Genomic DNA, 21,121 nt, shown 5'->3' with positions numbered 1-21,121 from the left:
CGGGGCTCCGGGAGAACGTATAAATAACCCGGCACACGAGTAGGGCGAGTGGAGAGAACAGTATGAAGAACATCATCGAAACCCTGGAAGACTCCGAGAACCTCGCCGTATTTCTCGAACTGATCCGGATAGCGGGCATGGAGCCGATGCTCCGCGAGAGGGGGCCGTTCACGGTCTTCGTCCCGACGGACGAGGCGTTTGCGAGGGTCCCGAAGGAGCGGATGGATGAGATCAGGCAGGACCCCGACAAGCTCCTTCTCATCACGAGTTACCATGTCGTGCCGGAGCTGCTGACCTCGGAGGACCTCCGGAGTATCGCCGCCGTCAGGTCGAGCCTCGGAACGGATCTCGTCATACGGTCGTCCGATCGGGGCATCACCGTCAACAGCGTCCCCATCGTCGAGGCCGACGCGTTCTGTACGAACGGCATCTGCCATGCAATCAGCTCGGCGCTCGTTCCTCCGGCGATAGACGTCGTTACACCCTGAGGGGGCTACCGCTCTGCCGGCAGGAGAAACCGCCCGTCCCGGCGGACGATCCCGACGGCCGCAAGAGCGCTCTTCTCTTTATCCTTGATCTCGAGCATGATGTCGATATCCGTCGGCGCGGTCTCGGCGAGGAACTGCTCGAAGTCGGCAGCATCAAGGCTCTCTGCATGCCTCCCTCTTCGCCCGCCCGGCATCGGGGTGCTGTAATCGGTCATCGGGATGCCGTCTCCGGGCCGCCAGGTCGCGCCGGACTGTTCGACCGCCCCGGCCACCGCAATGCCCGAAGGGTTGAGTTGGTGGTGGAATACGTCGAAGAGCACCGGGATGCCGGTCTCCTCGTGGATGCGGAGACAATCGGCCAGGGTGTAGCGCGAGTCGTCGTTCTCGACGACCAGTCGGCGGAGGATGCCCTCGTCGAGGCGGGAGTACACGCTCGCGAACCGCTCCATACTCGCCTTCTTATCCCCGTAGACCCCGCCGACGTGGATCTGGACTTTCGCGCTTCCATCAAGGTGCATGGCGTCGAGGACGGCGGCGTGGTAACGGAGTTCGGCGACGCTCTTCTCAACGATACCGGGGTCTTTCGCGTTGATGACGACGAACTGGTCGGGGTGCATGGAGACTCGCATCCCGTGCTCGTGGGCGAACCGGCCGATCTCGCGAAACGGCTCCGCGAAGGTCTCCTCCCACGGGGCGGTGCAGACCGGGTGCGATGCGAACGGCACGAGGCCGGAGCCGATCCGGAAGAAGAGGATGGACTCTTTGAGGTTATAGCGGAGGATCTCTTCAAGGCAGCGGAGGTTCTCCCGGACGGTCTCCTCCAGCCGTTCGTCGGAGTAGGAGGAGAGCCGAAACGTGCGGCCCGAGGAGCAGCCGATGCTCCGGTTGATGCACGGGTAGCCGATCTTCATGCCTCTCCGGGGTGATCCCGTATGGGCATCAACCTTACCTACAGGTATACGCACCCTCGCTCTCGGCGACGAACCCTTCCCGTGCGAGGTCCCCGAGAATCCTCTTCACCCGCCCGGGTTCTTCGCAGAGCCGGAGGATCACCTCCTCCTCCGTGACCGTCCCCTCCTCGAGGACGAGCGCGAGTATCCGTCCCCTGACCTGCCGGTCGGACCCCTCGAACCGGCTCTGCCGGGAATAGGACGCGCTCCGCCGGTTCGGGTTCGCCGTCCGCTTCTTTAACACCGTACCGTAATCCATCAGCGCGCTGTACCACTCCCGCGGGTTTCCACGTTCAAGGGCCTGTTCGACGAGCGGGAGAATCTCGTCGTCCCGGACGTCCTCCCGGTCCTGGAAGAAGAAGTGGATGAAGATCCGCCGGATGTTCGTCTCGATGTAGACGACCGGCATGTTGAACGCGTATGCGCAGATCGCCGATGCGGTCGCCTTCCCTATGCCGGGGAAGGTCGCGAGCGTCTCGACGTCGGCCGGGAGGTCGCCGCCGAACTCGTCCACGACGCGCCGTGCGGTCTCCTGGAGCGCGATTGCCCGGCGGTTGTAGCCCATCCCCTGCCAGGCGAGGAGCACCTCGCTCCTGGGTGCACGGGCAAGGCTCTCGAAGTCCGGGAACTGTTCGAGAAACTCACGGTATTTCGCGGCGGCCCGCTCCACCTGTGTCTGCTGGAGCATGATCTCGGAGACGAGGATCCGGTAGGCGTCGGTGGTGTGCCGCCAGGGGAGGTCCCGGCCGTAGGTCCGGTAGTAGGAGAGGATGAGGTCCTGGAAGAGGCGGGTGGTCTCCGGGGTTGCCCCCTGCTCCCTGATCTCGTCAAGGAGCCGGCGTTCGCGGTCGTTCTGGTCGGGATCGAGGCTGCCGATCACAGTATAGCATTTGTCTGACAGGAGGAAATAGGTTGGGCCGGGGGCGACAAAGGAATATTCTGGATGTAAACGCGTTCGTTAAACCTGAGCAAGAATGGTGCAGTCACAATAGTCTCTGGCCCAAATCGGATCAAATACTCGGCGTTCTGTTTTCGCATACTCGGGCACGGCTTTCCAGTTGGTATCGCCACGCAGGGGGGTGGGGACAGGGGAGGGGGGATGCTCCCCCCTCCCCGTCAGCCCCTTCCCCCTATGGCGATATCCCCACGGTCCAGTGTAACGGGATAGCAGGGAAAGATCGTGCCAGAAATATCTGCGCTGGTCCCCGATGTCGGTTACTTGAATATGCGCTGAATTTTAGTCTGGGAAGCGATCGCAATGGCGCCCGGCCGCGGCAGGAGCATGCGCACCTCTGCCTCCCCTAACCTCTCACTCCCCCCGCGCCCGCATCACCGTGAGCCGGACGCCTGCCTCGTCGTCGAGGTCGAATGTCCGCGCATCCCCGTGGGTTCGGCAGAACTCCTGGAGGTCGAGCATGTGTACAAGCCCCGCCGCCGCCTTCTCGTTCTGCACCAGATCAAGCGGCGGTTCCAGCAGCGGCCGGGGCAGAAAGACCACGCACTTCGCCCGGCTCCGGGTCAGCGATACGTTCAGGCGATTTCTGCTGTAGATGAACTCGGCCTCGGCAAGAGCGGTCTCGGCGTCGCTTACGCCGTAACTGACGATGACCGCCTCCGCCTCCTGCCCCTGCATCTTATCGACGGTGTCCACGAACGGCGGGTATTCCCAGGCCCGCATGCCGGCGAGACTGTTTTTGATGGCGCCTATCTGGGCATGGTGCGGGCTGACGATGAAGAGCCCGTGCCGCCAGAATCGGAAATCCCCGTTCTCCGTCGCCGGATACCGTTCCCCTGAGCCGGGGTCGATGAGCCGCTCCCGGAGCGCTCCGCTCAATCGGGCGACCAGCGCCGCCTCGACCCGGTTCTCCACGGTCGTCCGGACACCATCAAGGACACAGAGCACGAGCGGGTATGCCGGATCGAGGATCCACTCCATCCACTCCTCATCCGGCAAACCCGGCGCAAGGGCGATCCGTTGCGCTGCGATCGCGTCGGTCGCGGGAGCATACCCGGTGCCGTAGAGCGTCTCCGCTGCGAACCCCGAGAGGGTGCGGTTCATCCGCCAGTTTTCCTGGATCTGGCAGGTGTAGACGGGGCGACCGGGGTCGTCGCGGTGCCGGAGGTAGGCGAAGACGGAGTCCTCAAGCCCGGGGAGGCCGTCAACCGGTGCCGGATACGCCCCCTGGACGACCGGCGGGAGTTGAAGGTCGTCCCCCGCGAGGACGAGCCGTCCGCCCTGCCCGAGCATCGGGAGCACCATCGCGAGTTCCGCCGCCCGCATTTGCGACGCTTCGTCGACGATCAGGATATCGAGGGACGGGAGGGATTTCTCGAGTCTCGCAAAACCGTGCACCGTCCCGCCGAGGAGGAGGGCGGGGTAGCCGACGACGGTCTCCGCCCGATCGTGAGGCAGCGCCTCGAGGCTCCGTTCCCCACCGGGTGTCCGGATATCCCTCAGTTTGTAGATTGGGAGACCGGCGGTAAGGCCGAACCCATCGACGGAGTCCTGCACCTTGACGAGCAGGTTCTCGACGGCCGCGTGGGTGAACGCCGCGACCCCCACCCGGATTCGCTCCCCGTGCGCCCGCCGGGCTTTGACGAGCGAGAGGATGGTTGTCGCGAGAAAATGCGTCTTCCCGGTTCCGGGCGGCCCCCAGACCAGGGTCAGGCGGTTCGTCATCACATGGGAAAACGCCCGTGCCTGACTTTGAGTGAACCCGGCATCGCGGGCGAGCCGTTCTGCATCGGCGACGACCTCCCCGGGCTCACAGACCGGGGCGGCGAACCCCCGCGGGTCCCGGAGAAGGCGGATGAACGCGTTCTCCGGCTGCTCGTCCAGGGCGAGGAGGCGGTCGACGTAGCGCGGTGCGGTGAAATCGGTGAACCGGGGGTGCAGCACCGCGAGGTCGCCCTCGGCAAAAGGTGCGTGATCGCGGGGGTAGGTCACCTCCAGCACAAGCCCCCTGACTTCCCCGGCCGTCCGGTCGACGATGGTGTCGCGGACCCTCGCAAAGCAGACTCCGCTGTTCCCGGGGTTCGGGCTGCTCCGGTAGCGGAGGTCGTCGAACGCCCGCGCCGCCTCCTCGCCCGCCTCGCCGTTCGGCACGAGGAGGTAACTGAACGCCTGCGACTGCTCGAAGAGCGAGAGGTCGAGGGGTGCGAGCACCTTCCAGAAGTTACCCTCGCTCTTCTTGAGAGGGATGCTGACGCCGTCCCGGACCCTTACCGCCCACGGCCCGCTCCGCAGTTCCTGCACCCGCCGGGCGCCCATGGTCGACTCGTACTCCGCGATGAAGAGGAGACGCGATATCTCAGGCGTCGCGGCGTCCCAGGAGCTCGGGAACCGGAACTTCTCCGCCCACCGCACGAGTCTCTCCTTCGTCCGTTCGCGGAGCCCGTCGAGGACGCTCCCTGTGGCGAGCAGGCGGCGCGAAACCTCCTGCCGGACCCAGTCTGCAGCCTCCGGCCTTGCCCCGTGCCACACCATGATGACGGCGTCGCTTTTCATGGCGTTGCCGTGCTCGCTCCAGAAGAGGCTGTTTGGGCTGAGTTGATACGCGAACCGTGAGGAGGGGATTGCCGCGAGAACCTCGGGCAGGCGGAGCGTGAACGGGACGGGAAGCGCGAGCAGCCGCCGGATCTCCCGTGTCAGGACGACGAGCGGGAAGGGGACGGACGCGCTCGGGTGGCTTGACCCGAGAGCGATGCCGGGGTCCTGGTAGTAGAACCGCAGCCTGAGAGCATCCTCCGCCGTCGCGGGGTCCTCGATCGCCTCTTCGAGCAGCCGGGTGAAGAGCTCCTCCTCGTAGGTGTCGTAGACGTAGGTCTGCACCGACTCCTGCTCGGCCCAGTCGCGGCCCCGGTTGTATCCGTCGACGCCCTCGAGTTCCGCGGCGAGAGCCCGGGCGAACTCCCGGCGCACCCCTGCGCAGTCGCCGGGGTCCGCCGCGACGAAGATTGCTTCGTGCGAGGGCGTCCCGTAGACGGCTTTGCCCCTGCTCCGCCGGAACCCGAGGGCGTATATCCGGCCGGAGACGGGGTCCTTCTGGAGCGTCAGGGTGACGGTGATATCCTCGTAGACGGGGAGTGCGAGCGAGGTCGCGGCGAGCAAAACGACTTCCCCCGTGGAGAGCGCCCGGACGGTCGCCCGCAGGCGGTCGCCCTGGCCGGCGAGCGACCCGCAGTTGTCGAGGCAGCGGTCGCTCTCCGGGTCACGGAGGAATCCGGTGAGGTCGGAGAGCGCGTTGATCGAGAACCCGCCGTCCCACGGGGCCTCACGCAGGTAGCGCCGCCCGGCGGACGAGAGGCCCGGGATCTGCGATACCGAGGAGGAGGCTTCCGCCTCGGCGCGGCAGTGGGAGTAAAACTCGCAGGACTCGCACCGCGAGGTGAGGTGCCAGGGCACGTCCTCCGGCGGGCCGGCAAGGATACCGGGGAGGCGGTGGCGGAAGAAGTTCTCGATCACCCGTATGTTGAGGTGCAGATCGAAGGGTTCCGGTTCGTCCTCCCCGTAGAGCCAGATCCCCGCCCGGTTCCGGTCGACCCCAAGATCGAGACCGAGCAGGTCCAGAGCGTGATCGAGGATCAGGGCATACAGCGTCGCCTGGATCCGGTGGCTGACGCTGAGGTCCTCGCTCGCCTTGATGTCGATGATCTGCAGGCACCCCTCTTCACCGAGCCTGACGAGATCGGGGCGGCAGGGGGAGAATCGGTGCTGTTCGGGATCGAGGCCGTAGCTCTTCAGGAAGTGGACCGAGACCGGGATGGTCGATTGGTAGATCGCCTCGCCGGGGGACAATCGGGGGAAGAGGTTGAAACTCTCCTCGATGGAGAACGAACGGCCGGAGAGGGGCCCCGTCCCGTCCGGGAGCCGCACCCGCCCATCCAGTTTTGTCCTGACAACCTCCTCCTCCCACCGGATGCCGGCTTCGAGGAGGGCTCGCGTCACCGGGCTCCGGGCGATCGTGACCGCCGGGATGCCGGCTTTCTCGCGCTCCTGCTCCGGGGTCGCGTGGTAGCGGAGGTAGCGTTCGCAGTCGTGGTAGAAGAACCGGCCGATAAGCGACGGACTGAGGTTGAAGCGGGGCATGGACGATCTCGGGGACTCGGGAGTCCTCCCGGTTGTGACTCCTCTGTTTGTGCGGCCGCGGGAAAACTGTTGTTATTGAGGGTTTCGTTTGAGATCTGCACGGAATATGACCTCCCCCGACCGGGGTTCACACAGGCGGCCTGTCCGGATTCGGGAGGCGTATGGGAGCCCCTCAACGGAGGAGAAAACGTATCCGCTACGGCGCACCGTCAGGAGAAGAGGCCTCAGCCGGTGACGTTCGTCGTATTGCCGGTCTGTGTCGTCATGTCAGCGGTATCGTTCATCGCCGTCAGGGTGATGTCGGGCGGGAGCATGACCGCGTCGATGGCATGAATGATGCCGTTCGCCGCTACCATATCGGCCCTGACCACCTCCGCACCGTTCACCGTCACGGTCTCGCCGGCAGCGTCGACGGCGATCGGGCTGCCCTGTACGGTCGCGATGGTATCGTTCGTGGCGATCCCGGATGCCATGTAGGTGCCCGGGGCCATGTGGTAGAGCAGGATCTCGGCGAGATTCCCCTTCGGATCATTGAAGAGTTCTTCCATTACGGTATCCGGAAGTCGGCCGAACGCCTCATCCGTGGGTGCGAAGAGTGTGTAGGGCCCCGGCCCGGCGAGCGTCCCCTTCAGTCCGGCGGCCTCGAACGCCTGGATCAGTGTTGAAAAGTTGCCGTCCCTGGCCAGCACCTCGCCGATCGTCAGGCTCTCGTCGACCGGCGTCCCGGCAGGCGTGCCGTCCGTCTGGTTCCGGGTTTCATCCCCCGACGGGGCCGTGCAACCGCAGATCAGAACCGCCGCCCCGATAACCAGAGCGGTTATGAATAGTGCGCAATTCGCTCGCATGGTCCCCCTGGAGACTGTATACTCCACCCCTCCTCTCTCGCCGCCTCTACATAAAGTATTGGTCTCCGGCGCCCGGGCTCCGGGCACCCCTACTTCCAGAGCGCCAGGGTCGAGACCACGTGGCGGACCGGGTCATAGACCCTGACGGCATGGTTGCCGGTGTCGGCGATGTACCAGAGCCCTGCGAAGTCGACCAGGCCGTTGGGCTCATTCAATTTTGCGTCCCCCGACAGCCCGTCCCGGTAGCCACGAACGCCGCTCCCGACCCTGGTGAGGACCCACCCGGTCTCCGGGTCGAACTGCTTGATCTTATGGTTGTAGGTGTCGGCGATGTAGAGCGACCCCTCCCGGGAGGCGATGCCCATCGGCTGGTGGATGCGCGCCATCCCGGCGATGGTGTCGAGATCGCCGAAGTCGTCCGGGGAATGCCCGATACGGGTCTCGACCATTCCCCGCTTGATGCGGCGGATCGCCGAAGCCCCGCTGTCGGCCACGTAGAGCGCCTCGCCGTCGGTGACAATCCCGGCGGGCCCGGCGAAGGCGGCCTCTCCGAGCGGGCCGTCGACCAGGCCCTCCCGGCCCGACCCGGCGTAAGGTTCTATCTCATGGGTGGCGAGATCCATCCGCCAGACCTGGTTCGCCCCGGCCATCGCGACGTAGAGGTAGCCGTCCAGCAGCGCGAGATCCTGCGGTGCGTTCAGCGCCACATCGGTGCCCGGTCCGCCCTCGTCGGGTGAGGGTGCCGAGAGGCCCGTCCCGGCGGCCGTCGCAACCCTCCGGTCGGGCCAGGAGACCATCCGGATGGTGTGGTTCCCGGTATCAGCAACGTAGAGGATGCCTGCCTCTTCGTCGAAAGCGAGGCCCCCCGGCAGGTAGAACGCCGCCTCAGCGAACGACCCGTCGGTGTTTCCGGCAGTCCCGGTCCCGATCGTCTCCAGGATCTTTCCGTCCCTGTCGGCGACGACGATCCGGTGGTGGCCTGAATCGCTTATAAACAGCCGCATACCCGCGTTGTCCGCCGCGATCTTGCCGGGACGATACAGACTTCCTTCCCGCGCCGTCTCCGGGCCGGTCCGGGACTGCAGCCGTCCTTTTTCAAGCAGACCGCGCTCCCCGAACTCCCCTGCGATCCGCTCGATCTTCGGGTGGAGCCTCCCGTAGAGCCCCTCCCCGGCGGTCTTCCCGACCACGTTCCCCGCCGGGTCGATGAGGACGAAGGTCGGCCAGTCCCGGACCCCGAAGGCCTGCCAGAGCAGGTGGTCGCGGTCGATGGCGACGGGGTGTTCCACTCCGGCACGGTGGACCGCCTCCCGGAAGTTCCCGGCGACTGCGCCGGATTCGAGTCCGGGCGAATGAATCTCGAGGATCACCAGATCCGGAAACTTCTCCTCAAGTTGCCGGATCTCCGGCACCAGCCGCGTGCAGTTTGAACAGGCGAACGTCGAAAAGGAGAGCAGCACTATCCTCCCGGAGAGGTCGCGGACGGAGAGGGGGCGGTCGATGTTGAGCCATTCGAGACCCGGGGGGAAGTCGGGCGCAGCCATCGGTTTCATGCGGCACCCTCTGGCGTTTCAGGGTTATGAATGTTGGCGAGGGCCCGGCCCCCGGGGACCTCGCCGCCCCTGTCACGCCGGCGGCCCTGCGTACTCCACCCTCGGCGCGGCGAGCATCGCTTCGCAGAAGGCGATCGCCCCCGGGACCCTGCTCTTCTGGTAGACTACGGGTTTGATTCGGGGTCTCCCGGGAAGGCTGCCGATAACCCCAAAAACCTGCCGCCAGGGCATCTCGTCGGTCACCGACGGGGGGGCAAGGTCGTTGTGGATGTGAAAGGCCCGCAGGGCATCGAGCGGGACCTCGTCGAGCGCTCCGGGGAAGTCCTCTTTCGCGGCGGCGTGGAGGTGCCAGGGGTCGAGCGCTATCCCGGCAAGTCCGGCGATCTCGGGATGAATTCTCTTGAGCGTCGCCCAGAACGCCTGCATCTGGCTCGCCGTGGAGATGCTCTGGTCTTTATGGTGCTCGAGCAGCACCAGGGGTTCCACCCCGAAGGCGTTCCAGTGAGCGGCGATCAGGGTATGCATCGCCGTGACGATATCGGCATGGGCGTTCCTCCGGTCGCCGGGATGGATCTCGATGATCTCCGGTGGGATGCCCAGAAAGTCTTCGATCTCAAGTAGCATATCCCCGAAAGCAGTCACCCAGTCCGGGTCGCGCCACCGCAGTTCCGCCGTCACCTGCCGGCCGTGCCGATCCCTCCGGGGGATGGCCGGTTCGGTGTGCAGGACGTAACTGAGGGAGCCCGGAAGGGCTGTATCCTGCTCGTAAAGGTGCTCGACGGACGACCGGTTGAGCATCGACCCGATCTCCTGCCCGGTTCGCTCCACCTCCGTACCGTTCTTGACGAAGTCGCCGGGGATCTCGATGTATGCGCACCCGAGCGGCTCTGCAAGGTGCCAGCGTTCGAGGAATCCGCCTCGCCGGGCTACTTCCGTGACGTTTGGGTAGATGTAGTCTGCACCTGGCATGGCAATCAGGCTACGCCATGGCAGGAGGGGTACAAAAACATTGGGGTCTCCGATCCCTCCACCTGTCTGACCACCGGATCCGGTGCGGTATCGTCTTCGATCTTGCCTTCTCCGCCGCGATCATGCCGGTGTATGCCGCTCTTACTCTCTTGGAGCGAAGGGCCGGGAGAGGTGAGGCCACCGGGAATACGCCTGAAAAAAGACGATTGTAACGTGCAGACCCGGGGTCACCTGCGGTTGTCGAGGACCTGCGGACAGACGAACAGAATGTCCACGGGAGCATGGATGTAGTTGCAGTAGGTGCGCTCGGGGTCATAATACATGCACGAAGTGCATTCGCACTGCCGCGGTTTTCTCTCTTTTCGTAGTATCAACCCGCTCGTTGGAATATCGCCTGCGGTACACCTGCCCCGGTCAGGTGCATCGAGGTGCTGAGCGCTGGTATTACTCTTCAGCGGATTGATATTGTCCTGTAAATTCATGTCGTACACGTAGATACTCCCCGGATGGATGACATTTATTACGTCGATGAAGATTCATCGGGGAGATGAAACCCGGGGAGTCTGGAGGGTGGTACTCTGCACGGCGGGCATTCGGAAGCCTCCCCTCGTGTCGGAACTCGAAGCAGGCGGAGTCAGGGCGCCGGAGCGGTGCGAAAAAGTATCCCTGGTCTGGTTCTCCTCCCGGATCAGATCAGGGGATACGGCACTGCGAGGGTGAGCAGGTAAAGAGCAACGGCCAACATGATGAATTGTCCATCGGCAAGCAGGTCGAAGAGGAGTTTTTCCTTCATGAGCTGATGAAAGCACAGGATGTATCCCTGAGCGTAGACTATGCCTGCAGCCAGCACCAGTGCTACGCAGGAACCCGGCAGGGCTCCGCTGGCGAACACCAGCGCGGCTCCGATGCTTACGTTTACTCCCGTAAGAAGAAGGAGCGTCTTTCGGGTGCCGAGGATTGTCGGGATCGTCCTGACACCCGACGCTGCGTCACCCTTCACGTCACGCAGATCAAAGATCACCGTGTTCGTGAAGACCAGGAAAAAGAAGAAGACGCCGACGATGCCGGTGGCGGCACCCATGGGAAGGCCTGCATGGCAGATCGGCAGGAGGGCCGGGGGAACGGCCCAGGAGAATGCCACGATAAGGCTTTTCATGAAAGGTACCTCCTTTAACCGTCGGAACCCAAGCCGGGCGGGAAAGAGTGGTACGCTGTAAACGATCCCGGCGATCAGGGGGATGACTGCGACGAGCAGGCTGCCGAATCCCTGGAGAGCAGAGAGACAGAGGGCGATGATGTAGGCGCAGACTGCAGAAGAGAAGATGATGGATCCATATTCCTTTGTAAATGCATAGCGTTCTGTGTGATTTATGGCGTCCTCGCTCTCGTCGGTCTTGCGGTTGAGGTTGTAAACGGCAAACGTGACAAGTATCAGTATTACTGCGGCAACCGGGTCGAAGGGGAGGTCCTGCAGGAGGCACGAGATGTATACCATTGCCGCTCCTGCGACGGAGAGGTACAGGGAGCTGTACGCGATGAGGTTGACGATAACCCGATAGGTTGGTTGAACTGGGTTGGTTCGATAGGCGAATCCGAACATAAATAGTTATTACAAGAGTGGTGAACATTTATTGCGTCGAAGAAGATTCACCAGTACGATTAATCTGGGCAACACGTTCAGGTGGACCGGTGGAATTACATGGGTATGGGCGGTATATTCCTGCTATCGGGAGCGATCATGCTCCGCCCGGCTCCGCATGTAGCTGATATCAACGGTTCTTGAGTGGGAGTTGCCGTAGTCCGGAAGATCTTCCAGCACCGGCCGGGACATGGTTTCTGTCGGGCGCTGGATGATTGAATCTCAAAAAAAGGTTATTCTGGGGGAATCTGCAGCCCTCTGGAGCCCGTTTTATAGTGCTGGAATAGCCGTTCACCCCAGGCGACTGCCGCCGCGTCGACACCGACGAGATCTGTAGTGGCGTCATACATGTCCGTATTACGCCTGTACAGGCCCAACGACAGGTACCCGTCGGTCACCGTCATTCCCAGGCGAATCGGCGAGGGGGAGACGTATATCCTGAAATTGGCATACCCCTTTAGGGATTCCAGCACTGTATTATACGGTTCGGCGGCCAGCCGATGAGCGAGTTCCCGGGAGACGATGAGTTCAACTGGCTTGCCGTCCATAACTATTTCTTTAATCGTATCTGCATGAATCGGGCTCATAATCGACGAAACGCCGTGAATCCACGATGCTTTCTTGAGTATGGTCGAAAAGGCTGTATACACGGCGAAGATATCCTCCTCAACATCTTTTACCACCTTCGCATTGTACAGGTACTTTATCTCACTCAGGAATTCGGGGGGTATGCCCTCGATCTCGTGTTCGATCCAGAAGTCCCGATGACGCTGGAGCACTCCCATGAGCGTTACCACCCGCTCAATCTCCGGTTCGACGAGCCTGCCCACGGGGGTGAGCGCATAATCGCCCCGCACCGATTCAACGTAATGCAGGGCCTCAAGCTGCCGGATCTTCGGGATAAGCGCCTGCGACGAACTCCCCGTGATCTCACGAAGTGTCGAGAGAGGTTTGGTCCCGCTACCGAGGGCAATCAGTACCTGCGTCAACAGTCTCGACCGGAAGATAGCCTGAAGGTCATCGTGGAACTCGTTGTAGATCTCGAGGGGGGATATTTCTTTCATCGTTCTTGCAATTAAAGAGGTGCCGGTCGACGCATATCACCCTTTCCATTCCTGCGCGTTCCTTCTGCCAGGGACTCTCCCCCTCTGTCGACCTATCGGCCGGGTGCCCGGGACGGCAGACACGCTGCCCGTGAGGTCTCTCCGCCCAACCCCAGGGCACTTATAGCCTGGCACCCGATACTGTGTAGAGACAGCATGTCGTCCATACCTGGATACCTGATCACCATCGCACTCTGTGCGTGCACCGTCGCCTGCATCATCACCGCAGGCTGTTCTGCCTTCACCGGGCAGCCGGAGATCGGCTCCGATCTATCCGGCGATCTTGTCGTCCACTTCATCGACGTCGGGCAGGGCGATTCGATCCTGATCGAGTTCCGCGACAAGACCATGCTCATCGACGCCGGCGAGCGTGGAATGGGAGAGCGCGTCATCGCGTACCTCGAGGAGAGGAACGTCGAGAGACTCGACGTGGTTGTCGCGACCCACGCGCACTCCGACCATATCGGCGGCCTTTACGACGTCGTATCCGCCTACCCGGTCGGCCGGTTCGTCGATGCCGCGCAGCCGCATCCCACGGCGACCTACGAGAACCTGCTCGTCCTGGTCGAGGAGCAGGGGATACCGTATACGGCAGCGGAACGCGGGCAGGCGATCGCCCTCGATCCCGACCTCGAAATACTGATCTTAAACCCGACCCCGCAGCCGCTCGGCGACATAAACGAGGACTCGGTCGTCCTGAAGGTGACGTACGGGGACATCTCCTACCTCTTCACGAGCGATGCCGGAAACCCGGCGGAAGAGAGTATGATAGAGGCCGGGCTCGACCTCGACGCCGACGTCCTGAAGGTCGGCCACCACGCGAGCCGGTACGCATCCTCGGCGGACTTCCTGGCCGCGGTCAGCCCTGCGATCAGCGTCATTCCGGTCGGTGAGGGGAACGACTACGGCCATCCCCACGAGGAGGCGGTCGAACGCATCGAGGCAACCGGCTCGCGCATCTACCGGACCGACCTTGACGGGACCGTCATCGTCGCCACCGACGGCCGGGCGCTTACCGTTGCGGCCGGCGGGGCACCGTCCGCCACCGTGACGGCCGGGGCCACGACGCCGGCAACCATGCCGGCAACAACCCTGAGCACGCCGCCGCCCACGACCGCTCCCTCCTCCGGCGTATACATCGCCGACCTTGACGTCCAGGACGAGCGGATCACCGTCGCGAATGCGGATGCGACAGCGGTCAACCTCACCGGCTGGACGGTCACCGACGAGGGGACGCGGAACACCTATACCTTCCCGGTCTTCACCCTTGATCCGGGCGCAGACGTCACCGTTCACTCCGGGGAGGGCAACGACACCGTGACCGACCTCTACTGGGGCCGGGGAACGGGGGTCTGGAACAACGACGGCGACCTCGCCACGCTCGCAGACGCGAACGGCACGGTCGTCAGCACCCTGGAGCGGTGACCATGCAGAATGAGTCGGCCTTCCGGGCGAGCCTCGACCGGGTAGAGGAGGGTCTCGCCGTCCTCCTCCTCCGCGAGGACGAGTCGATCCGCTTTACGCTCCCCCGCTCCCTCCTCCCCTCCGATGCCCGGGAGGGCGATATCCTGGAGGTCGCGATCCGCCGGGACGTCGCGGCGACGGCGGAGGCGAGAGAGCGGGTGGCGGAGAGGATCGAGCGGTTGCGGAGACGGGGCGGGGAGTAACCCCGCCCGCCGTCGTCACCCATCTCTTTTTACCCTTCCCCTCCTTACGGAAGCACTGATGCGGAACCGGTATGACGTGGTCGTCGTCGGTGCGGGCCCCGCCGGCAGCACCGCCGCACGCTACGCGGCGGAGGCGGGGCTGGACGTCCTCCTGATCGATAAGCGCAGAGAGGTTGGCGTTCCTGTCTGTTGCGGGGAGTTCAACGCCGATCCGGCGGTGCTTGCCGAAGCGCTCCCGAACGCCCCCGGGCTCGACGAACTCTTCCCCGTCGATCCCGGGCTCGTCCGGCGGGGGATCCGGGGTGCCGTCGCCGTCTCCCCCGGCGGCCGGGAGTACGAGTTCGATCTTGCCGGTTACACCGTTGATAGGGATGCGTTCGACCGGCACCTCGCGGATGCGGCCGTTCGTGAGGGCGCCGTGCTCTCGGTGGAGACGAAATTCCTCGGCCGGGAAGGCCGCCGGGTCACGACCAGCAGGGGCGAGGTCGAGGCGGGTGTCGTGGTCGCCGCGGACGGCCCGCTCTCTCCGGTCTGCCGCTCGGCCGGGATGGAGCGTTGCGCCGTCCTCGCCCCCGCCATCACCTGCCGGGTGGAGGGGGAGTTCGGCGACCGTCTCCGGTTCTCCTTCGGGAACCGTGTTGCCCCGGGAGGGTATGCATGGCTCTTCCCGAAACAGGGGTGTGCAAACGTCGGGCTCGGGGTGCAGGGAAGAGGCACCCCGGTTCCCGTTCTCCTGAGAGCATTCCTCGCTGGATACGGCTTTGCCGCCCGGGACGTCCAGGCGGGGTTCGTCCCCGTCTCCGGCCCCATCGGTGAGACCGTCCGTGAGAACGTCCTTGCCGTCGGCGACGCTGCGGGCCACGTCGTCGCCTCCAACGGGGGTGGGATTGCACCTGCAATGATCTGCGGGAGGCTCGCCGGGCTTGCGGCGGCGAAGCACCTGCTGCACGGCGAGCCCCTCGCGGCCTACGAGCGGGAGTGGCGCTCGGCGATAGGCCGCGAACTTCTCGCCGCCGCGAGAACGAAGAGGATGGCCGACCGGATTCTCGGCTCCGACTTTCTGCTCGAGCGGGCCATGAACCTGCTCGGCGGCCGCGGCATTCGAAACGTTATCGTCTTCGGCGGCCTCCGGGGGCGCTGACGGGTGCCGGACCGTGCCCGGGGTTGCACGCCTCCACGGGGATGCGAACCGGAATCCTTATAACTCCGGGCGAACCGGTGTCACCCCACCGGGAGGTGAGTGAACTGGTCGATGTTGTCAAACAGGACGGCCGCAGAGAGCCGTTCGTGCGGGAGAAGGTGACCGTGAGTGCGCTTAAATCCGGAGCGCCGCCGGAAGAGGCCAGGGCGATCGGGGAAGCCGTCGAACGGGCCGCCTACGACGGGATGCCCTCCGGCGAGATCCGGCGGCAGGTGCTCGAGCAGCTCCGCGCCCGGAACCCTGAGTGGGAGGAGAACTGGCTCGTGTACGACCGTGCCGTGAAGAAACGCGGGGTGGAGGCGGCTGCCGGAATTCCCGCCCGCTGATCTCGTCTCTTTTTTCGATCAGAATTCGATGCCGCGGCTTTCGTCGATTCGGCATGAGGCGGCGCCCTGCCGGCCGGTCGAGAGCCCGGATACCCCTCGATTGTGGGCGTAGCCGCCGGAGCAGGACGGTCGACCGCCCGCTTCCGCTCGCCCGGAGCGAAGCTATATCTACCAATCAGCGCCCATATTTGTCTTGTATTGCCCTATACTGCCCGGAAATCTGAGAATTGAAACGACCATTAACCGGCCGTTTTCAGTTCGCCCACCTATACCGGACACATTCGGCAATCAGAATCAGCAGATTGGCACGACGTCCCACCCGATCTCTAAACGCTCCCCGATTGCACCGGGAGCCCGCGGCGTGGGCACGCCAGCAGGCGATATGTATGCCGACAAGTGAATCAGAAGACGACACACCCTCAAATAGTAACCAGAAAGAAACAGAAGGAACAAAGATACTCCTCGCCGATCCGAAGACCGCGATCCTCAGGCTGTCCCTGCCGATGATGGTCGCGATGACCCTCATGACCCTCTACAACGTCGTCGACGCGTTCTGGGTCTCGGGGCTCGGTGCAGACGCTCTTGCCGCCGTCGGGTTCTCATTCCCGCTCTTCATCATAACCATCGGGTTAGCGAGCGGGCTCGGCACCGGCGGAGAAGCGGCACTCTCGCGGATGATCGGCGCCCGCGACAGGGCCGGCGCGAGCAGCGTCGCCATGCACACGATCCTCCTGATGACCGTCCTTGCCGTCGCCGTCACCGTCCCGCTCTCTCTCTTCGCCGGGGACCTCTTCGTCCTCATGGGAGCGGGCAGCGCCGCCGGCCTCGCCGCCGAGTATGCCCGGATCCTCTTTATGGGGACGTTCGCCCTGCTCTTCGGCGAGGTCGCCTACGCGCTCATGCACGGGGAAGGAGACGCAAAGCGGACCATGTACGCGATGGCGGCAGGAGCGGTGGCAAACATCGTCCTCGACCCGATCCTGATCTACACGCTTCATATGGGGATTGCCGGCGCAGCCTGGGCGACCATCCTCGCCGAGGTCATCGCCGCCGTCCCGATGGTCTACTGGCTCTTCGTGAAGAGAGATACCTACGTCTCCCTCCACCTCCGGAAATTCTCCCCCGACCCTGCGGTCGTACGGGACGTCCTGCAGGTCGGCCTCCCCGCCGCCGCCGAGCAGCTGGCGCTCGCGCTGATGGCCCTGGTCTTGAACGGCGTCATCGTCCTGATATCGAGTACCGACGGCGTCGCAGTCTACTCGGTCGGGTGGCGGGTCGTGAGCATCGGCTTAACACCGATCCTCGCCATATCGTCGGCGGTGGTCGCGGTCACCGGCGCCACCTACGGCGCCCGGGCGTATGCCAAGATGGAGTCCGCACTCCGTTTCGCCGCGAGACTCGGGCTCGGCATCGGTCTCGGTCTCGCCGCAGGCACGTTTGCCTTTGCCCCCCAGATTGCTGCAATCTTCACGGCATCGGGCGACGCATCGGGGATCGCGCCGGAGTTGACGACGTACCTCCGGGTTATGAGTCTCGTCTACCCCATGGTCGGGTTCGGGCTCTTCTCGTCGTCGTTCTTCCAGGGGACCGGCCTCGGCGCACGGTCTCTCACGATCACGGTCCTGCAGAACGTCGTTCTCTCGATCTTCTTCGTCTGGGTACTCGCGATCGAACTCGGGCTCGGCCTCTCCGGCGTCTGGTGGGGGGTTGCCGCAGGGAACGCGATCGGCGCGGTGCTCGGGTACGTCTGGGCACGCCGGTATTCGGCAGGGCTCATCATCGGGCAGGCTGCGGCGACGGCGGCGTGAAACCCCCGGGTATGAGGAGTTCAATCCTCATACCCGTCGGCCCCTGCATGCACCACTTCGCGCAGCGTGAACTTGAACGATGCTCCGAGGTCCGGCCTCCCGCAGACGCGGTCCTCGACCCAGATCCGGCCGCCGTAGCGCTCGATAAGCGTCCCGACGATGTAGAGGCCGAGTCCTTCCCCGCACCCCTGGTTCTTGCCCTGCCTGAACCGCTGGAAGATTGACTCCTTCATCCCGTCAGGGATGCCGGGGCCGGTATCCTCCACGGTCACCACCACGGTGTGGTCCTCTTCGGGACAATCCTCCACCCGGATCGCGATCCCGGCATCCGGTCCGCCGAACTTGACGGCGTTGCCGATGAGGTTTGCGAAGATCTCGGGGAGCAGATCGTCGGCCCAGACCTCCGCAGAAGTACCTTCAAAAGAGATATCCGCTTCCGGAGTCCGTTCGAGCCCGGTCCTGATCACGTGGCTGAGGTGGACCGGTTTAAGGTCGGGCGGCTCCTGGTGAATGCGGCGGATGGTCGAGACGTTCTGGAGGATGCCGGTGCTCTTCCTGACGCTTTCCTTGAGTTTCCTCGCATACTGCGCGGCGTCTCCCTCCAGCAGATCGAGTAAGAGATCGCAGTAGAGGTTCGCGACGTTCTCCGCGTTCTTGATGTCGTGGGTCATGACGTCCAGGTAGAGGTTCGTCTCGCGGTGAGCTGCCTCCAGCCGTTTGTGGAGCATGCTCCGGAGGACACCCGAACCGATCTCCCGCCCGATCGCTTCGAGGAGACGGCGCTCTTCGTCGCCAAGCCCCTCCATCTTCCTGCTCCCGAGAAAGAGCGCGCCGACCACGACCGACTCTGCAAGAATCGGGATGCAGGCGAGCGTGGAGACCCCGAGCGACGCGAGGATCTCTTCCTCGACCGTACCCGTCTCGCCCCGCAGTTCAAGGTAGCGCGGCTGTCCGGCAACGAAGACAAAGTTCCAGGGCCAGTGATGGACCTTGATGGTCCTGTTGCGGGCGAGGTAGTTCTCCGGGACGGCGTGGTGGTAACGCGTGAGTGCCATTGTCCGTTCCGGATTTAAGAGATACGTCAGTCCGAGATCGAAGCCAAGCAGGTCCAGGGTCTTTGAGAGCGATGCCTCGAGCAGTTCGTCGAGCGAGAGGGACGACGCAGATACCCCCATGATCTGGTTGAGGACCAGAAGTTGCCTGTTCGAGGAGAGCAACCCTTCGTTCGTCTGTTTCCGTTCGGTGACGTCCCGCATGCACAGCACCCACATCCCGGCGAACGGTTCATGCCGTACCTTCCGGCTGGAGTAGACGAACCGCCGTTCTTCTCCCCGGGAGCTCTGCACCGAGACGTCGAGACCGGATACCTCGTTCCCGTCACGCATCGCGGCGAGGAGTCTCCGGGTATCTTCTTCCCCCTGCAGGAGCGGCATCAGGTGTGTATCGAGAACCTGATCGACATCGAATCCCAGGATCTCCTTCTCGGTGGTCGAGAGGATATCCGTGGCGCAGGTGTTTGCCCAGACCACCTGCAGATCCCGGTCGATTACGATGATGCCTGCGCCGGGCTCGTCAAGGATCCGGAACGTCTCTCGTAGTTGGATAGATCTCGAATCCACTCTATTCATCTGATTATCTTGCCCCCTTGAGGTTATTATCTTGTAAAAATTATATAATCAAATCATATCCCGGGTAATAAGTGATTTGCGGTGACAACCCGGGCGAAGCCGGACTGCCTGCAACAACGCCGGCCGCACAAATATGTCTGTGGACGTGTCGGAGACCGCACCCGGGTTTTTGCATCTCACGTCCGACACCCCTGCTGCGGAGCCGCCTCCCTCTTCCGCGGGGAGGGGAGCGCGCACCCTTCCGTCTCCCCCGGGCCACCCCGCTGCAGGGTTTCCTCCTGTAAGCACCTAAAGAAGGCCGATCCGGCCGAGTGCCGGTTTCAGCGATGTCATGTGGCCCCGAATGTAGACCGTCTCATGGGGATCCGCGCCCATCGCGAGCGCCAGGAGCTCGGTGATATGAAGCACCGGCACCCCCATGTGGTCGTACACCAGTTCGCACCCCGGGCAGTCGACGACCATCATGTCCAGGCGGTGGTGCATAAAATCCTGGTAGACAAGCCGGTTCAGCCGGGAGAGTTCAAGAGGACGGCCTTTCTGGTGCCGGTCGAAAAGGTTCTTGACCCCGCCGCAGCAGTAGTGCTCCATCACGCTCCCGACGACCCTCGCCCCGGTGACCGCCGTGAGGTTCTGCAGCCCCGGCGGGATGGCGAGGGTGCCGTTCATCTTCCGGTAATGGCAACTGACGTGCATTCCGACGCGCAGCCCCGAGAGCCGCGTCTCGACGAGCTGCCTGAGTTCGTCGAGGTAGAGAGGGTAGAGGTCGAGGACGTTTGCCACCGAAAACGTCTCCGGGTCACTCACCTCCCGCCCGATCCGGCCCAGCGCTTCGTTCACCACGGATCTGTTGGCGCTCCCGGCGAGCAGTTCCAGGGTGGACGCATACGAGTCGCTGCAGGTCGGGCAGATCCCGGTGATGGCGACGTTGTCGTCCGGTTCGAACGCGTCCCGGATGACGCTGAGGTTCCGGGCGGTGAGGAGCAGGCGGTCCGCAAAGCCGGCGCCGCCCATGTAGTGAGGAGCACCGCCGCAACAGGTCTGCAGCCTCGAGGTCTCATACCTGACGCCGAGCGCGGCAAGGATCTTCTTCTGCGAGAGGTCTGCTCCGGGATAATTGAAGGCGCAGCAGGAGTTGAGATGAAAGACCCGGTCCGGACGTGTGAGCGGTCGTTTCGGTGCGGGGTGTCCGGGCGGGGAGAAGACCGACGCCTTGAGGGGGTGGAGCAACAGCCTCCGGACTTCGTCTACCGCTCTTTCGTCCACCGGATACGGGTGCCGGATGGCCTTTGCGGCGAACTTCCTGAACTGGCCCCTGCCGGTGTACAGCGGGAGAAAAGCGTAAGGAGGGAGGCCGCCGCGGTCGAGAAGCATCCTCCTGAAGACCGGCTGCAAGTGTTCCATCTCGTATACGGCATTGATGATCCCGCCGATGCTGACGGATCGCGGGCAGACCGTCTCGCAGGAGTAGCACTGGACGCAGTCGGAGAGGTCGATCTCCGGGCGCCTGCCTGCCTGGAGGGCCGCGGTCACCTTCCGTGCGAGGTACCCCCGGTCTCCGGGCGTCTCGGGATCGTTGATCTGTGCCGGGCAGTACGGCGTGCAGGAACCACAGGCGTTGCAGAGCTGGAAGTTCCGGAATCGCGGGTCTTCCTCGTGCAGCAGACGATCGATAACCCCCTCCGTGATCGCATCCCGGATAGTTACCAGGTCCGGCTCAGGGAGGGCTCTACCGAGCATGGCTGATCCCTGCGCCGGCCGGATACACGTGCAGCTGGTCCGGAGGGCGATACGGCCGGGGGCAGGCCCGTCCAGGAGGGATGAACCCCGGGATCATCTCTCGGGCCAGTGCTCCATG

At 63.9% G+C, this 21,121-nt stretch carries 15 protein-coding genes and 1 pseudogene; 6 read left to right on the top strand and 10 right to left on the bottom strand.

What is annotated here, in order from left to right; all coding sequences use genetic code 11:
- Nucleotides 1–62 precede the first annotated feature (62 nt).
- Complete coding sequence (locus tag DIC75_RS07830; protein ID WP_250987470.1) at nucleotides 63–488, top strand: fasciclin domain-containing protein; 426 nt, start codon at nucleotides 63–65, stop codon at nucleotides 486–488.
- Between the two features lie 5 nt (nucleotides 489–493).
- Here the strand turns inward: DIC75_RS07830 and uvsE are convergent, their stop codons facing one another.
- The 8 genes from uvsE to DIC75_RS07790 all read right to left on the bottom strand — a co-directional run bounded on the left by uvsE (nucleotide 494) and on the right by DIC75_RS07790 (nucleotide 12,597).
- Entirely contained in the window at nucleotides 494–1,399 is a 906-nt protein-coding gene (gene uvsE / locus DIC75_RS07825; RefSeq protein ID WP_250987469.1) for a UV DNA damage repair endonuclease UvsE, read from the bottom strand.
- Between the two features lie 34 nt (nucleotides 1,400–1,433).
- Nucleotides 1,434–2,318 (bottom strand): HhH-GPD family protein, encoded by an 885-nt coding sequence (locus DIC75_RS07820; RefSeq protein ID WP_250987468.1) that lies wholly within the window; start codon nucleotides 2,316–2,318, stop codon nucleotides 1,434–1,436.
- A 429-nt stretch (nucleotides 2,319–2,747) separates the two neighbouring features.
- Entirely contained in the window at nucleotides 2,748–6,527 is a 3,780-nt protein-coding gene (locus DIC75_RS07815; RefSeq protein WP_250987467.1) for a bifunctional RecB family nuclease/DEAD/DEAH box helicase, read from the bottom strand.
- Between the two features lie 224 nt (nucleotides 6,528–6,751).
- Entirely contained in the window at nucleotides 6,752–7,372 is a 621-nt protein-coding gene (locus tag DIC75_RS07810; protein ID WP_250987466.1) for a fasciclin domain-containing protein, read from the bottom strand.
- Nucleotides 7,373–7,461: 89 nt separating this feature from the next.
- Nucleotides 7,462–8,925 (bottom strand): thioredoxin-like domain-containing protein, encoded by a 1,464-nt coding sequence (locus DIC75_RS07805; protein WP_250987465.1) that lies wholly within the window; start codon nucleotides 8,923–8,925, stop codon nucleotides 7,462–7,464.
- Between the two features lie 72 nt (nucleotides 8,926–8,997).
- On the bottom strand, nucleotides 8,998–9,894 hold the full coding sequence (locus DIC75_RS07800; protein ID WP_250987464.1) for a hypothetical protein: 897 nt from the start codon (nucleotides 9,892–9,894) through the stop codon (nucleotides 8,998–9,000).
- A gap of 688 nt (nucleotides 9,895–10,582) precedes the next feature.
- Nucleotides 10,583–11,389, bottom strand: coding sequence for a UbiA family prenyltransferase (locus tag DIC75_RS07795; RefSeq protein WP_250987463.1), 807 nt, complete (start codon nucleotides 11,387–11,389; stop codon nucleotides 10,583–10,585).
- A gap of 377 nt (nucleotides 11,390–11,766) precedes the next feature.
- Nucleotides 11,767–12,597: a helix-turn-helix transcriptional regulator gene (locus DIC75_RS07790; protein ID WP_250987462.1), complete on the bottom strand. Its 831-nt coding sequence runs from the start codon at nucleotides 12,595–12,597 to the stop codon at nucleotides 11,767–11,769.
- A 195-nt stretch (nucleotides 12,598–12,792) separates the two neighbouring features.
- Between DIC75_RS07790 and DIC75_RS07785 the strand changes: the two genes are divergently transcribed.
- The 5 genes and pseudogenes from DIC75_RS07785 to DIC75_RS07765 all read left to right on the top strand — a co-directional run bounded on the left by DIC75_RS07785 (nucleotide 12,793) and on the right by DIC75_RS07765 (nucleotide 17,638).
- A complete protein-coding gene (locus DIC75_RS07785) occupies nucleotides 12,793–14,061 on the top strand; it encodes an MBL fold metallo-hydrolase (protein ID WP_250987461.1) in 1,269 nt (422 codons plus the stop codon).
- A 2-nt stretch (nucleotides 14,062–14,063) separates the two neighbouring features.
- Nucleotides 14,064–14,303 (top strand): DUF3006 domain-containing protein, encoded by a 240-nt coding sequence (locus DIC75_RS07780; RefSeq protein ID WP_250987460.1) that lies wholly within the window; start codon nucleotides 14,064–14,066, stop codon nucleotides 14,301–14,303.
- 58 nt (nucleotides 14,304–14,361) lie between these two features.
- Nucleotides 14,362–15,216, top strand: a pseudogene (locus DIC75_RS07775) (geranylgeranyl reductase family protein); the annotation flags it as partial.
- Between the two features lie 323 nt (nucleotides 15,217–15,539).
- A complete protein-coding gene (locus DIC75_RS07770) occupies nucleotides 15,540–15,830 on the top strand; it encodes an ATP cone domain-containing protein (RefSeq protein WP_250987458.1) in 291 nt (96 codons plus the stop codon).
- A 386-nt stretch (nucleotides 15,831–16,216) separates the two neighbouring features.
- Nucleotides 16,217–17,638 carry an MATE family efflux transporter gene (locus DIC75_RS07765; protein WP_250987457.1) on the top strand — a complete coding sequence of 474 codons (1,422 nt, stop codon included), beginning with the start codon at nucleotides 16,217–16,219 and terminating at the stop codon, nucleotides 17,636–17,638.
- A 20-nt stretch (nucleotides 17,639–17,658) separates the two neighbouring features.
- Here the strand turns inward: DIC75_RS07765 and DIC75_RS07760 are convergent, their stop codons facing one another.
- Together DIC75_RS07760 and DIC75_RS07755 are read right to left on the bottom strand one after the other, a co-directional pair.
- Nucleotides 17,659–19,257 carry an ATP-binding protein gene (locus DIC75_RS07760; protein ID WP_250987456.1) on the bottom strand — a complete coding sequence of 533 codons (1,599 nt, stop codon included), beginning with the start codon at nucleotides 19,255–19,257 and terminating at the stop codon, nucleotides 17,659–17,661.
- A 297-nt stretch (nucleotides 19,258–19,554) separates the two neighbouring features.
- Nucleotides 19,555–21,003: a (Fe-S)-binding protein gene (locus DIC75_RS07755; protein ID WP_250987455.1), complete on the bottom strand. Its 1,449-nt coding sequence runs from the start codon at nucleotides 21,001–21,003 to the stop codon at nucleotides 19,555–19,557.
- Nucleotides 21,004–21,121: the final 118 nt, after the last annotated feature.

It is taken from the genome of Methanoculleus oceani, from assembly GCF_023702065.1.
Lineage (GTDB): Archaea > Halobacteriota > Methanomicrobia > Methanomicrobiales > Methanoculleaceae > Methanoculleus > Methanoculleus oceani.
The sequence above is the reverse complement of the archived record's forward strand: the minus strand, read 5'-3'. Positions and strand labels throughout refer to the sequence as shown.